Origin of the sequence: Prosthecomicrobium sp. N25 (assembly GCF_037203705.1) — a bacterium.
Lineage (GTDB): Bacteria > Pseudomonadota > Alphaproteobacteria > Rhizobiales > Ancalomicrobiaceae > Prosthecodimorpha.
This window is the reverse complement of record NZ_JBBCAT010000001.1, coordinates 766,317-780,760: the sequence shown is the minus strand read 5'-3', so window position 1 is coordinate 780,760 and position 14,444 is coordinate 766,317. Positions and strand designations below refer to the sequence as shown.

Genomic DNA, 14,444 nt, shown 5'->3' with positions numbered 1-14,444 from the left:
CCCTGTCGGCTTCTGGCGCGACCTCAATGTGCAGGGCGGGTCGGATCCGGCCGAGATGATCGACTTTGCCAAGGCATCGTCGGCGTTCTTTCCGCAGCTCGCGGAATGGTACATGTAGGTGAACGAGGAGTGGTACCGGGAAAACTGGGCGCCGGAGGACGAGGAGGCTTACGGGTAGGGCGTGAGAAGAGATGGATAAAGATGGCCCACGTAGGCGCGGCAAGTCGTAGCTTGTCTGAGACAGTGCGAGGGGCCCAGCCGCCGAGAGATTGGTTCTGAGCCGCCGGCAATCCGTTTCCCGGTCTGTGAGGGCCGAAGCGTTCGCACGGGTCATCGCGTGAAGCGGGCGCTCTCGTTTGGCACCGCGATCCCACTGACCAGCTCGGGGGTGTGCCGCAGGCCGCAGGCTTCGACCATGCGCCGCGACGGGATGTTGGAGGCGGAGACGAACTCGTGGACATGGGTGGCGCCGAGCTCGTGAAAGACGCTGTGGACCATCCGGGCGTTGATCAGGGTCCCCAGACCGGTGCCCCGGCGAGACGGCTCCACCGCGGCGAGCCCGCCCCAGGCATAGCGAGCGTATCGACTTTCGGCGTTGTGGCCCATGCTGCCGTGCGCGGTTGCCACGACCTCTCCGTCCTCGGTACCCACGACACTCGTTATCGCTGGGACGAGCGCCCCGACCAGGAAGGAGCCGGAGAACGGCATGACGCCCACCGAGGCCATCAGGCCCTGGATGCGCGACGTGTATTCGCCCTCAGGATCCGTCGGTCGCGCGAGGTCGACCAGTCCCGCCGGCAGGCCGCGGGCGACGATCGGCTCCGAGGCCGCCAGGGCGGCATCGCGGTCGGCGAGAAACACGTTCCAGGTATCCAAGCGAAAATTGCGAGCGGCGAGCCGTGAGCGTAGCTCTTCGGCCCGATCGGCGGGGAGCAGGCGGAACCCGCAGATGCCGTCTTGGTCGAGGTACGCTTCTATTCGGTCCCAGCCGAACCGGTCCAAGTCGTCGCAACTCATGAAGCGGGCGGTCTGGCAAGCGCCGGGCGTTGCGCTGATGATGTCGTTACGCTGCTCCGCGAGTGCCTGTAGACGCTGCTGCGCCTCTGTTCCGAAGTACCCGGACATGCCCTCCCTCCTTTGGACTTAACTGCGCATTTGCATTCTAACATGGCCATCTCATGCCCTTAAAGCCAAGCTTGCCTTCCTTGCAGAGGAATGCAGTAGAAATAGACTGCTGAGTAGCTTGCTACCGACTTTTCCCGCCGGCCTTCGTGGTCGGCGGTTTTGTTTTCGGTAGTCGGCCTCTATCTGATCTGCACGAATGAAGGCGGCGGTCTGCTAAACTGCTATACAGGGTTGTGGATGCCGGGGGTCTGAACCTGTTCCAGGCAGCCGTCGCGCAGCGAAAAAATCCGGTCGAAACGGCCGTAGATCTTTTCATCGTGGCTGACCACCACCACGGCGGCGTTGCGGTCCCGGGCGACCGTCTTCAGAAGATCGATGACGATGCCGGCCCGTTCGGAATCGAGCGCGGCCGTCGGCTCGTCGGCGAGGATGATGGCAGGATTGTTGGCGAGGGCGCGTGCGATCGCCACACGCTGGGCCTCTCCGCCAGAGAGCTGCCCGGGCATGGCGTCCGCGCGCCGGCCGACCTGGAGGTAGTCGAGCAAGTCCCGGGCGCGTCGCCGGGCCTCGACCGCGCCCGCACCCGCGAGCGTGAGCACCACCGCCACGTTCTCGACCGCACTCAGGAAGGGCAGTAGGTTGTGGGACTGGAAGATGAAGCCGATCTTCTCGAGCCGGAGCCGCCGCAAGTCTGATCGAAGCCAGCGGTTGTCGTACACGAGCTCGCCCGCGAGCCTCAGTCGGCCCTCGCTTGGCTCCAGGATGCATCCGATGACGTTCAAGAGCGTGCTCTTGCCGGAGCCACTCGGCCCGAGCAGTCCGACGACGGACCGAGGCATGACCTCGATCGACACCGCGCGCAATGCGTCGACGCGCGCCTCGCCCTCTCCGAAGTGCTTGGAGATGGCCTGGACCTGGATAAGGGCTTCCGCAGACTGGCTCATCGGATCACCCGGCAAGCGCTGTTGCAGGATCGATCCGCAGGGCGGTCCGAATGCCGAGACCGCTCGCGAGCACGCAGGCGAGCATCACGATCACGAACAGTGTCACCGCGTCGGCTGCCTCGAGCACCAGCCGTCTCGGGAAATAGTCTTTGACGGCGTGAATCATAAGCGAGCCGGCAACGAATCCGATCGCCCCCATGGCGAGCGCCTGCTGCAGGATGAGCCCCACGATCGTCGTGTCCGGTGCACCGATCAGCTTCAGGGTGGCGATCGATTTCTTCTTGTCGATGGTCAGCGTGTAGATGATCAGGGTGATGATGACGGTGGACACCACCATCAAGAGGGCCGTGAAAAGCCCGATCTGCCGACGCGCGCGCTCGACGACGGATCGGGTCAAGACGGTTTCCTGTTCGGCCTGCGTTAGCGCGGAGAGGTGCTTCCACCGTCTGACCTCGGAAGCGAAGGCCTCCGGCGATACACCGGCCTGGAGGTCGACCACGACGGCATTGACGGTCCCGGTCGCGCCGCTTGCGGCTCCCCGGGCCAGTTCGCGGCGCGCCGCCGGCGGGGCGAGTTCGGATTGCAGGACCTGGGCGTCGCGCAAGGTGATGAAGATGACGGGATCGCCTCCGGAGGCGACGATCCCGTCGGTCAGTCCGACGACCCTGAAGACGTCGCGACCGAGGGTGATCCGTTCTCCGAGCACCAGGCCGGTGCGCCGGTCCGCGATGGCCTCATAGCGGCTACGCATGATCGGCCGACCGGCCACGACGGCGGGCGGGCGCCCCGGGCGGTCGGTCTCGATCCCGATGACCTGCAGCCGCAGCGTCCGGCCGTCATGGGTGGCTTCGACCGTTTGATAGACGACGGAGCCCGCGCCGGCGACACCCCAAAGGGAGGCGATCGCGGCGCGGGTGTCGTCCGGCAGGCGTGAGGACTCGGCGAAGGGGCCCCGGGTCCGCGCTTCGACCACCCATACGTCGGCACCGGCCACGCGCGAGACGGTCAATGCCTCGGCCACCAGTCCGCGATAGATGGCGATCATGGACAGGACGATGCCGAGGAGCAGCGAAAGCCCCACGCAGGTCAGCAGAAATCGGCCGAGATTGTGGCGGATGTCCCGGACTGCCAGGTTCATGTCGGCCTCACCGGATCTGTACGGGCCGTCCCACGACGAGGCGTTCGCCGGAGGCGACCACGGCGACGCCGGTCGGCAGTTCGGTGCGCAGCAGAAGCCGGCCGTCGAGGAGCCTGTCGGCAAAGTCCACCGACCGACGCGCCAGCTTCCCGTCCTCCACCGTCCAGACCGTGCCCGACCTGCCGTCGTAGCCTTCCACCATGGTCAGCGGTACCGGGATGGCGCGTTCGGCGACCCGCTTGCGGACAGTCACCTCCGCCTGCTCCCCGAGAAAAAGGTCCTCCGTATGGGCCTTGCAGCGGACGTAGATGCGACGCTCCTCGGTGACGCGATCACTCTCCAGATCGATGCGGATGATCTCGCCCTGGAAAACCCGGTCCGGCAGCGAGCGAAGCCGCACGGTGGCCGGCTGGCCGACGGCCAAATCGCCTGCAACGCTTTCATCCACGTAGGCGCGCACCCAGACTGTCGCCGGGTCCACCAGCGTGAAAACGGCTTCCCCAACGTTGGCGACCACGCCCAGTTCCTTGTGCCGAGCGATCACGCGGGCATCGAAGGGCGCCGCTAGGACATGCTGGTCGAGCAGAACCTGCTCGAGCTTCTTCTGCGACGTCGCGTCGGCAAGCGCGGCTTCCGAAACCGCGAGATCGGCGGCGCTCACTTGGGCGTCGGACTTGGCGATGTCGGCCGCCGCCTGAGTGTCCTCGGCAACCTCCCGCGAGACGGCCCCGCGCTCGACAAGGGTCTGGCGGCGCTCGTTGCTCTGAGCTTTCTGGGCGAGCACTACCCGGGCGCGCTCCAACTGGGCCCTCGCTTTCTCCCGGCTCGCCTCCGCCTGGCGGATCGCCGCATCCGCCTTGGCCAATCGCGCGCGATGCTCGTCGTCGCGCAGCCGCGCCAGGACCTGACCCTTCAGAACCATGTCCCCCTGGTCGGCGAGAAGTTCCGAGAGGACGCCGCCCGCCTCAAAGCCGACTCGCGATAGCACCTGCGCTTCGATGCTGCCGACCCCGAATACCTCGACGGATACCGCGGTCTCCGCGGCAACGACCGTGACCGGCGCGGGACGCGTACTCCAATAGGCAATGGCCGCGGCAGCCGCGATCGCGCCCACGACCCCGATCACGACGGCACCTCGCCGATTCATTGAGACCTGATCCCGATTACATTGCCTGAATCTTTAATCATTAGGAGCAGCTGATGCAATCACTTGCGGTCCGTCCTGCGCGTCGGCGGACCCCGCCAAACTTAGTTTCGGACGGAATTCGGACGGTCGGACGGTGATCCGGGCGTGAGCCAGGACGATCCCGTCGGTCACCGGACACGACGAGAGAGGGTGGTCGACGACTTCCCGCCAGGCCCCTGCAGCAGAAGCCCGCGACCGACCAGTAGGCCCACGGCATGGTCACGCCCGCATCCGGAATTCGCCACATTCCAACCTGCCGCGGCGAGATAGACGTACTCGCCCTTCTGGTAGCCGACGACTGCAGCGGCTCCCTGGGTGGGTCGCGTCTGCTCGAGGTCGACGATGCCGCGGCGGATGTGCCTCTGGATGAAGTCCCGGACCTGTTCGAGGACGACCTGGTCGTCGCGCCGTCCGATGCTACCTCGAAACGAAAGCCAGACCTTGAAGACGGCAGCGGCAGCATCGCCGTGATCGAGGCGCTGGACGCCTACGCGACTGCGTTCGCTCACCCGAACCGGGCGAACTGGTCGATTGATCGCCGACGTCCGCTTCGGCACTCGGACCACGGCCGGCGTCACGAGGTGTTCAGCTGCCCGGTGCCGGAAAGGGCCGCGGCCAGCCGCGCGCCTCGCGCCGGCTGACCTTGTCGACTGCCAACGATCACGACAGAGCCGGATCCGGGCGTGCACGGCGGGTTCCGGCGCGGGACCGCTCGACGAGATTGGTCAACAAAGCTGTCAACGGGGCGGATGCTTCATGATCCGTTCAAAAGCCGCCCTCCGGGGGATCCTCTCGCCGGTCCGCGACCGGCTCGCCGCACTCTGGACTGTGGACGACCCGCGGCTCCTCGATCTCAGCCGCCGCGGGGTTCGATCGCGACGGCGCCGTCCTGGTCGGCCACGTCTGGCTCGTCGCCGGGATCGTCTAAGCGGTGAAAAGCCGTATGCGCCCGACCGAATGGGCCGGCGGCCTCGGTGTCGGCGCGGCGGTCGCGGCCGGCTGGATCTTCACCGACGCGCTCGCTGCGTCGAGCTTCGATCCCACCCCGGTCCGCAGCCTCTCCTTTACGGGGCCCTCGGCCAATACCCTGATGCTCGTCCTGAGCTCGGCAACCGCGCGCCTGGACTTCGACACCGCCCTCGTGCCGGGCGTCTTCATCGGCGCCTTCCTGGGCGCCTGGCGCGGTGGCGACCTGAAGCTGGAGGGGTTCCGGGACGGCCAGTCGATGCGCCGCTACATCGCCGGCGCGGTCATGATGGGCTTCGGCGGTATGCTCGCCGGCGGCTGCGCGGTCGGGGCGGCGTCTCGGGCGCGGCCGTCTTCGCGTCCGTCGCCTGGATGACGCTCGTGGCCATGTGGGCCGGCGCGGGCCTGGCGGACTGGCTCGTCGACCGCGCGGCACCCGACACGGTAGCCCCGACCGGCGCGGCACCGACCCCGGGCTGAGCCTGCACGACGCGGTCCCGTGCGCACTGTCCCACTTTAAATTAGTTATATCTAATGTTATGGTTGAGCCATACTGCAAGAGGAGGCAACCTCATGTCTGCGACGAGTCTCTCGACCGCGGATCGGCCCGCCGTCCGCGGGGGGATCGATTGGTCTCCCTATATGGTGGGGATCGGCATCGGCGTCCTGAGCTGGGTCGTCTTTGCCGTCGTCAACGCTCCGCTCGGAATCACCACCGCGCTTTCCCAGGTTTCGGGCGGGGCCGCCATTCCGCTGATCGGCGCCGAGGCGGTCGCCAAGAATGCCTACTGGGCCAAGAACCCCTTCGTGCTGGACTACGGCACGCTCTTCCTGGTCGGCGTCTTCCTGGGCGGCGCGGCCTCCGCGGTCGCGGCGGGCCGCTTCCGTTTCGAGACGGTGCCCTCCGTCTGGCGCGAGCGCTTCGGGCCCTCGACTGGTCGCCGCATGGTCGCTGCGTTCCTGGGTGGTCTGATCGCCATGTACGGCGCGCGCCTCGCCAACGGCTGCACCAGCGGCAACGGCATCTCCGGCGGTCTCCAGCTCGCGGTCTCCGGCTGGACGTTCCTCGTCGCCATGTTCGCGACCGGCCTCGCGACCGCCGCCATCCTGTTCCGCAAGGCCTGAGGAGGACCCGTCATGACCCTTCCCGTCACCGGCCCTGGCGCCTTCGTGCTCGCGGTCGTCTTCGGCTTCGCATTCGGCTGGCTCCTGCACCGCGGCCGCGTCGCCGACTACGACACGATCGTCAACCAGTTCCGCCTGCGCGACTTTACGGTCCTGAAGATCATGCTGACCGCGATCGTGGTCGGCGGCATCGGCGTCCTCGCACTCATCGACGTCGGCATGGCAAAGTACCATGTCAAGGACGCCAACATGCTCGCCGTCGCCCTCGGCGGCGCGATCTTCGGCATCGGCATGGTCGTCTACGGCTACTGCCCGGGCACCGCGATCGCCGCCATGGGCGGAGGCAGCCTGCACGCCGCGGTCGGCTTCGTCGGCATGATCGCGGGCGGAATCCTGTACGGCCTGTCCTTCCCGTGGCTGCGCGACAACGTCATCTCGGTCGCCCAGTGGGGCAAGATGCGCTTGCCGGAGCTCACCGGCCTCTCCGATCTCACCCTGTTCGGTCTGCTGGCGCTGGTGGCCGTCGTCGCCTTCGCGCTCGTCGAGCGGAGCGGCGCGGCTCGGAGCCCGCAGGGCTGATCGACCGCGCCCGTTGGTCGCTTCCGCGGGGCTGTCCCGCACGAGTGGCCGGCTGGCCTTCGGTCCGAATCGGCTACAGGATCGGGGATGACCTCCGATCCTGCCGAAACCCTCTCGATGGCCGAAGCGGCCGCGCCCCGTTCGGCGCGCGTCGGCGTCGCCCTGCTGTTCTTCATCCAGGCCTGCTGATCGGCGGCTGGGTGCCGCACATTCCGATCGCCAAGGAATGCTGCATACGGTGCGGCCGGCGTGCGCCGATCAAACTTGCAGACTACCCGCCCGAGATGATCTTCACCTCAATCAAGCCGAAGCTCGTGTGCTCGGGATGCGGCGCAAAGGGCATCGAACTCGATCTCATGCCCGACTGGCGCGAGTACCAAGCGCCGGGGCGGATCTGAAAAGCGGAACTCGCGAAAATGAGCGCCGTTCGTCGACATCGCGCTAGTGCCGCAAAACAACGTGCCTATTCGGATTGGCTGCTTGGGGCGGGAACCGCTACCAAGTCAACGTTCTCCGCGCGTCGAACGATCTTACTAGAGGGTAGAGTCGATCTGGTCGCGGCCGAAAAAACCTTCTGAACGCCGAGGTTTTGTTGGTATGCTTATTGGTATTCAACTTTCATGACGCTATGAATGTTCAATTATGGAAGCAACTTGTTGGAAATGAGTGAGTCCTCTCCTGGGCACCAGCACTTCCCAACCTGTTGATCCATTGATATTTTAGGGTTTTCGGGCCGCTCACCGGTACACAGGAGCGGTACACATGGTGCTTGCCATGACCAGACCCACGAAGCGCGCCGACAGCTCCCACCATCAGTTTCGCAAGCGGGTACCGCACAACATTCCGCGCGGCGATGCGCTCATTCTAACTATCCCCGGGATCGACGAGCCGATCGGCGTCACGATCGGGAATGAGATCAAATTCTCGCTTCGGACGCGCGACCCCGCGGAGGCGAAGGCGCGAACGGCTGCTGCCAATGCGCAAATCGAACTGCGCTTTAAAAACTTGCGGGAGGGGCCGAATAAACTCACTCACAAGCAACTTGTCGCGCTTTCCGGCGAGGCTTACCGACTCCTCGTTGCGCGGTACCAAGACGACCCCGGCTCGTGCGATATATGGGCATGCGTGAAGGCCAACAACCGGGCAGCCCGTGAAGGACGGGTCAACGACGTCCCATTGTTAGACCCCGACAATCTCGAACGCGAGCGGTCTGCAGTTGGTCGATTTGGCCCCGACCTAACATCGGGACTGAACGCGCTGCCTCTGGGCCCCGAAGTGCTCGAAGCTCGATACGGCAAACTCGCCGATTGGGTGCTGTACGCCAACCAACTGCATATCAGTCGGCAGTGCCGGACGAACTTCATTGTGCAGATCGATCAGGCAGTCACGGACGCGGCTTGGCGACTGAAGCGCAATGCCGCTGGCGACTACACCCCCGACCCCAAGGCTGACCGGTTCCCTCCGATCGAAGCGGCAAAGCCGAGCCTCACTCTGGACGAGTTGTTTGATCGGTGGAAGGCAGAGCGACAGCCGGCGGCAAGCACGATCGCTACGTGGAGTTCTGAGTTTCGTGCCCTCAAGGCGCACATCGGTCACAATGATGCAAAGCGGGTCACGAGAGCCGACGTAATACGTTTTAAGGACGCTTTGATTGCAAACGGGCGCTCTGCAAAGGCAGTGCTGGACGGCCCGATCTCCGCATTAAAAGCGGTTTTCCGCTTCGCGGTAGACAACGGGCTTTTAGCCGGAAACCCGGCCGAAGACATCCGGATCGTCGTGAAAAAGCGAGCCGGTGAAAAGATGCTTGGCTACACAGACGACGAGGTCGCGCGACTTCTTTCTATGTGTCCTCGCGAGACCAACGCCGCCCGCCGCTGGCTCCCGCTGCTCGCCGCATGCACCGGTGCTCGAATCGGTGAGCTTGCCCAACTCCATGGAAAAAACATCAGCGACTCGACCATGTTCATAACTCCGGCCGAGGACGGAGGCACTTTGAAGAACCCGGGATCAGAACGTGAAGTCCCAATCCATCCGGCACTGGTCAAGGCTGGATTTATTGAATTCGTTAGAGCACGCGGCGATGGCTCCTTGTTCTACACGCACACTTCGGGACGCCCGGAAGCTCGTCATGCATCCAAAGGGGTAACAAACCATCTCGCCACGTGGATTCGCGAGCAAGGGTTCACTGATCCCCGCAAAGCGCCGTCTCACGCTCTCCGGCACTGGTTCAAGACCAAGTGCGCAGAGCTTGGCATCCCGGACTCAATCGCCGATGCGATCCAAGGACATTCGCCGAAGGGAGTTGCAGGCAGGTACAGGTCTATCAGCATGGCGCTGAAAGCTGACGCGATATCAAAGATCCCCATTCCCGGGCAGAGCTGATCCGCATCCGGCCAGAGTTGAGGGCGTATGCTTATCGTTCATTGCGGGTCATCGATTTTGCCAATGTTGTGATCTTTTTGTTGCTGAACAGAATTGTTGCGGGCCAATTGCAATTTTTGGCGTGCATCCTCGATTTCGTTCATTGCTTGATCCAACAGATTCAAAGCTCGCTCAATATAAGCACGCCCGTCGTCGGTGAGATGCATCTCGGACTTGCCTACCTTTTGAAACAGTGTAAGTCCGGTCGCATTTTCGAGTTGCCAGATACGTGTACTGATTGTTGGCTGTTGAATATTATCTGAGCGACCTGCTTTTGAGCAACTATGCGTCGATACTACTGCTGCAAAAGTGAGTAGGTTCACGAGATTGCAGTCACCTTCCCACTGCCCATGCTTTGTTGAAGAGCCCTTCATCACCCAACCCATGAGACGCCTCCCTCTTTGATCGTAATCGCCTACCAGCCTTCCAATCATATGTCATCGGTTTTCCGATTAGACAAAGTATTTGTGTGTTGTTCTAAAATTCTTCATTGACGACTCATGTTCAAATGGCGTACAAAACTCTCGCGGCGAGCCCACATCAAGCATCGAACGACACGGAGACAATAATGGACCAAGCTCAGTTCTTGGATCGCATCCCCATGCTCGATATCCCACTGCTGAAAGAGATTCGCGAGCGCGTCGACATGGAGATCGCTCGCAAGCAGACTACAAAGATTGAGGAGTACAAACGAAGGGTGGCAGAAATGGCGGCTGAACTTGACCTCGAGCCAAAGGCGTTGTTACCCACCGCGGAGAAAAGAACCAAACGAAGTGGTCACTACCGGCATCCGGATCCGGAAGAGACAAAGATTTGGAAGCAAAAAGGCCCGACTCCGAAGTGGCTCCAGAACTACGCCGGAGACAGGGAAGAACTCTTCGTACCTTCGGAGCCAACGCAGTAGTATCTACCTAAACTGGGGCCGGAGACGGCCCCGTTTTTTATGAGAAGGATACCACTTATCCCTTTGTACATTCACGTTGTGAGATTCCGTTAGGACTGCCATGCGCGCGGTATAAATACACAGTGTATTATTCATGGAGAACTTACAATGGACCAAAACAATACTCTTATACTGAAAATCAGACGCTTCTGCCGTGATCAAGTCGAATTCTATTCGGTTCGTGGCCGCAGCATTCAGACCGACGTGTTTCTCGCTATGACGAGACTCATTGATAAGAACCAGCTCGACGACGAGACCATCTCAGACTTTTTGGAGAGCGCTCGGAATTCGGTGAAGGATCGTCGCAGAGAGTCCGCTATCCTTGCCAGAGAAGCTGAGCTGGCTTTGGCTGATATCGAGAGGGAACTTCGTTAACGAAGTTGCGTGCGCGGAATTCGATGACACGGGTAATCGGGCAATCCTGAATCCGATTCGGCCGCATGAGCCATCCCGCCTACAGTTTCGTCTGAGGACCTCGCCTATTAGGATGGCCTCATAGGTGTCGGGTGCGTGTTCGACAGCTCTCCGATCAAGGGGTCACGGGCACCGAGTGAACTGGAACTTCTGCCCGTTCTGATAGCTCATTGTAAGCTTATTTCCCTTCACGGCCAACTCTACCCGGTCACTGTGGCTATCCCCCTCGCCCGAGCAAACTTGGAAGATCTGCCAGCGTCCGGATCCGCCCACGATCTTTTCAAACCGGCAGGCCTCGTCCAGACCCTGGTATCCACCGAGGGAAAACGCCAGTGGAATTTCATCCGAGGTGCCTCGACGGTTTTTGCACCATGCGGGCTTGTGAGCCCAACGCCCCACGTACTCGGGTTGCGCGGATTTGGCCTGGGCCGTTGCTTCAGAGTTGCTTGCGAGCACGACGGCAATCGAGACGACCAAGTGCCAGCGTCGCATGAGAGCCCTCCGTTTGCGATAATGATAATAGCGCGAAGGCAGCGTATCATTCCTGACGAGTTTGTCATGTGATGCGCAGACCAATGCGCCAGTTGACGAAAGACGGTAACCGGGCCGTGGTTCGCGACACCGGATGATTGATCGGATCACCATTGACGGAGCTGAAGGCGGGGCAGGCCTTCACGGCCCTATAGCTGCGAAGCTGGCGTTACCTATCAATTCAGGGAGGCAAGCAATGATGAGTGCAGCTCAGGGCATTGTGACGCTCACATTTGCCCTCTTCCCGGATTCGTCCGCGAATGCCCCGTTTAAGGAAAACTCTTTTGGCGCGCAGCCGTCCATCATGTTGATTCAGAGCGCAACCGGTAGCCCACTTGTAGGTCGATGGTTGGGCATCCAGCCCGGTGTCGAGTTCCCATTAGGCTGCGACAGCGGAGAAACAGTTCAGTACTCCGCAAACGGTACTTATGCGGGACCGGGCGCCACGGGACGTTGGCGACTCGAAGGCAATCGTCTGACGGAAGTCGTCCGAGGAAAATCGTACTCGGATCAGATCGTGTGGTCGGGACCGGATCGATATGTGAGAACCTTCCCGGGCGGTCATCGCATGGAGTTCCGGCGATGTCCGAAATGACGGCTCGACAACTTTGTCCGGAAAAGGTCCGACGTGCGTTCGCGCGAACATAAATATTCATGGAATTGAAACTTATGCCGCTTCGCGCGGAACGCAACGGGCAGCGTCATTGAATAGCCCGGGCGTGCCAACACAGGAGGTACGTACAAGACGGGATTCCGATCCCACCTTCGAACATGGGCGAGGGCGGCACCGCGGTTCAGAGGAGTGCTCGAGGGCGCCTTGGACGCGGTAAGCAGTACATCATGATTTCAAGCCGGCGCGCATCGCCGCCGGCACGACCGGGCAACGCTTACACTTACGACCCGGAGATAGCACGAGGTTGTTGGATCGGCCCGTGCGACTGGCGCTCTATCGAGAAGCCGATTGTAAAAGGGAGACCGCAGAACCGCCCCTTCCCCGCCGGCGGGTTAATCGAGATCCAATGTGCGACGGGACAGTCGTGAGACACCGAAACACGCTTTGGGCCAGTGCCGGCCCGAAGTGTGTTCCGAACATTCGTGAGTGGACGAGAACAGTGGATATGAAACTGGCGATCGGGACCGAAAGGTCTCGCCTGCGTAGCAGTTGAGTATCGAGGACGCTCTTGAAGTTTGATCTATCGCTGATTTCCAGCACTGAATTATGTTCGGCATTGAATCAGCAAATGTGTCCGCAAACTTCGCAATGCAAGTCCAGATGGCTAGCTTTCGGTCGCGATCTCGATGAATTGATGTTCTGCTGATTGAAGCGCACGACGTGTGACGTCATCCTTCTCGCTTGTTATGTTCGTTCATATCTTTGAACCTGCTGGGGAGCTCAGGCATGACCGGCAATGTTGACGATTTGGTTGGCCGCTGGACAGTTACTTTCATGAAATGGAAGTGGCTGTACGTATTCAAAGCCACGGGTGAGGTCACATGGAAAGACCCGCTGAATGGCATGACCGGACAAGGCCGATGGAAGGTGCAAGGAAACTTCGTACACCTTTCCTGGTTCAACTCCACAACGAAGGAAAGCTGGACGTTCCCGGTCAAAACGAAGGACAGTCCAGGATGGGTCGACGCTACATACGGCAAAGGCCAACTCCTTGCGACCAAGGTCGCTGAGTCTGCAAACCCTCAGTTCTACAAGGACCCGGACGCAGGAATGGCCGGGGCCGGCTTGACGTTCACCGGCGACCTATGGAGGCAGGATATCGAATTGGGTAGCAGTGCAACCGTCACTTTGAAGAACGCGGAAGGATGCACGGTCGAGCTTGATGATCACACAATAGCGAAATTAGTTACATGGTGGTATGCGAGAGATCTTTTGTACGTCGATATAGTGCCACAGAAGCCAGGGAACGCTGAACTCATTGCGAAAAAGGGTGGATCGCTAGCAACATCTATTCAAGTCCATGTCGGCTCGAATATTTCTGGTGCCGTCTATGTTGACGATTGGGCTGGATCCTACTACTCATTGAGCCATAGAGCCGTCGGAGGAAATTACTCTAAGTTTATCACGCTGGAATACAAAGACAGCGTGACAATCGACATTAATATCGATGATATCGCAGACACTCCTTCAAAGCCGAACGCAGGAGAAGGGACACTAGGAGATGGTGGCCGCCGCTTTCCTCCACGAATGGATCCGCTGTCGACGCCGCGTATCTATTCCGCGAAGCAGAAAGCAATTCAAGCCATGGCAGTTGCCTATGCTGACTTCCTGGAGGTTGCGAGAGACGGCATATTCTTCATACTCACAATCAATCCGCTCGTGGCCCCCGTACAACCGGCCCAAGTACGTCCCACTCCGAAGAACAAGCTTCCCCAGAGAATACAGCAACACTACGACAAGCCCCCGCCAGCACCGACCAGAGTTCCAGTCCGGCTCACGGAGCCATATGTGAATTTGAACCCCGGGGCGACAGCTGCTGAAAATGGACTTGGAGCTTGGCTCGACCAAGAAGCGCAGTTGGGGCGAATGGGGCTGATCAAACGCGTAAGAGGTATGCCGGAGTCGGGCGGGCCAGGAGTCCGCAATCCCGATTATCATCTCTTTACGTCTGAGACGCCAAATGCGCAGCTGAACAACATTAATACCATTGAAGACCTGACCGGGGACGCCGTCATTGCGAACAGCAAAAATATAGACAATATCATCTCAAATAACGTGGGATCCAAATCAGGAAGCCAGGCAAAGGTAATCTTTATAGAGGTCGGCGCAGGCGAGAGCGCAACGATAACGGATGAGGCAATTCGCGCCTGGAAGCTTGAGCACTTTTCGCAGCAGTTCCCACGATTGCGCAGGGTAGTCGTGATCAGGAACGCGGGAGGTGCCCGGCGGGCGGTTTTGGATCTTGAGGTTAGATAGAGGCGTAGTCAGCGTGCGTTGAACCTATCTCGCAGAGACGAGAACAACGTATTTTGTACTTACATGGCACCGTGCTGGGCTTAGATTTTATCAGAACAATCATCCACATCGCGAAATGAGACATTGTCCCGGCTCGTTCACGG

The 14,444-nt window shown here is 61.0% G+C and carries 13 protein-coding genes; 7 read left to right on the top strand and 6 right to left on the bottom strand.

The annotated features are described in order from the left end of the window. Positions 1 to 330 precede the first annotated feature (330 nt). The 4 genes from WBG79_RS03545 to WBG79_RS03530 all read right to left on the bottom strand — a co-directional run bounded on the left by WBG79_RS03545 (position 331) and on the right by WBG79_RS03530 (position 4,333). Positions 331 to 1,125 (bottom strand): GNAT family protein, encoded by a 795-nt coding sequence (locus WBG79_RS03545; RefSeq protein ID WP_337355731.1) that lies wholly within the window; start codon positions 1,123 to 1,125, stop codon positions 331 to 333. A gap of 221 nt (positions 1,126 to 1,346) precedes the next feature. Beyond that, positions 1,347 to 2,069 (bottom strand): ABC transporter ATP-binding protein, encoded by a 723-nt coding sequence (locus WBG79_RS03540; protein ID WP_337355730.1) that lies wholly within the window; start codon positions 2,067 to 2,069, stop codon positions 1,347 to 1,349. A 4-nt stretch (positions 2,070 to 2,073) separates the two neighbouring features. Then, entirely contained in the window at positions 2,074 to 3,207 is a 1,134-nt protein-coding gene (locus WBG79_RS03535) for an ABC transporter permease (RefSeq protein WP_337355729.1), read from the bottom strand. Positions 3,208 to 3,214: 7 nt separating this feature from the next. Further along, on the bottom strand, positions 3,215 to 4,333 hold the full coding sequence (locus WBG79_RS03530; protein WP_337355728.1) for an efflux RND transporter periplasmic adaptor subunit: 1,119 nt from the start codon (positions 4,331 to 4,333) through the stop codon (positions 3,215 to 3,217). Between the two features lie 275 nt (positions 4,334 to 4,608). On the opposite strand from WBG79_RS03530, the gene WBG79_RS03525 reads away from it, so the two are divergent. The 5 genes from WBG79_RS03525 (at position 4,609) to WBG79_RS03505 (ending at position 9,445) form a co-directional block, all read left to right on the top strand. Beyond that, positions 4,609 to 5,034: a hypothetical protein gene (locus WBG79_RS03525; RefSeq protein ID WP_337355727.1), complete on the top strand. Its 426-nt coding sequence runs from the start codon at positions 4,609 to 4,611 to the stop codon at positions 5,032 to 5,034. Between the two features lie 302 nt (positions 5,035 to 5,336). Further along, on the top strand, positions 5,337 to 5,735 hold the full coding sequence (locus tag WBG79_RS03520; protein ID WP_337355726.1) for a YeeE/YedE thiosulfate transporter family protein: 399 nt from the start codon (positions 5,337 to 5,339) through the stop codon (positions 5,733 to 5,735). A 197-nt stretch (positions 5,736 to 5,932) separates the two neighbouring features. Beyond that, positions 5,933 to 6,484 (top strand): YeeE/YedE thiosulfate transporter family protein, encoded by a 552-nt coding sequence (locus tag WBG79_RS03515; protein WP_337355725.1) that lies wholly within the window; start codon positions 5,933 to 5,935, stop codon positions 6,482 to 6,484. 12 nt (positions 6,485 to 6,496) lie between these two features. Next, positions 6,497 to 7,063, top strand: coding sequence for a YeeE/YedE thiosulfate transporter family protein (locus tag WBG79_RS03510; protein WP_337355724.1), 567 nt, complete (start codon positions 6,497 to 6,499; stop codon positions 7,061 to 7,063). 762 nt (positions 7,064 to 7,825) lie between these two features. Then, complete coding sequence (locus WBG79_RS03505) at positions 7,826 to 9,445, top strand: tyrosine-type recombinase/integrase (protein ID WP_337355723.1); 1,620 nt, start codon at positions 7,826 to 7,828, stop codon at positions 9,443 to 9,445. Between the two features lie 38 nt (positions 9,446 to 9,483). Here WBG79_RS03505 and WBG79_RS03500 read toward each other — a convergent pair whose 3' ends face one another. Beyond that, a complete protein-coding gene (locus WBG79_RS03500) occupies positions 9,484 to 9,870 on the bottom strand; it encodes a LysR family transcriptional regulator (protein WP_337355722.1) in 387 nt (128 codons plus the stop codon). Positions 9,871 to 10,052: 182 nt separating this feature from the next. Between WBG79_RS03500 and WBG79_RS03495 the strand changes: the two genes are divergently transcribed. Then, entirely contained in the window at positions 10,053 to 10,388 is a 336-nt protein-coding gene (locus tag WBG79_RS03495; RefSeq protein ID WP_337355721.1) for an H-NS family nucleoid-associated regulatory protein, read from the top strand. Positions 10,389 to 10,964: 576 nt separating this feature from the next. On the opposite strand, the gene WBG79_RS03490 is transcribed toward WBG79_RS03495, so the two are convergent. Continuing rightward, complete coding sequence (locus tag WBG79_RS03490) at positions 10,965 to 11,333, bottom strand: hypothetical protein (RefSeq protein ID WP_337355720.1); 369 nt, start codon at positions 11,331 to 11,333, stop codon at positions 10,965 to 10,967. 1,438 nt (positions 11,334 to 12,771) lie between these two features. On the opposite strand from WBG79_RS03490, the gene WBG79_RS03485 reads away from it, so the two are divergent. After that, positions 12,772 to 14,301, top strand: coding sequence for a hypothetical protein (locus tag WBG79_RS03485; protein ID WP_337355719.1), 1,530 nt, complete (start codon positions 12,772 to 12,774; stop codon positions 14,299 to 14,301). The last annotated feature ends 143 nt before the right edge of the window (positions 14,302 to 14,444 follow it).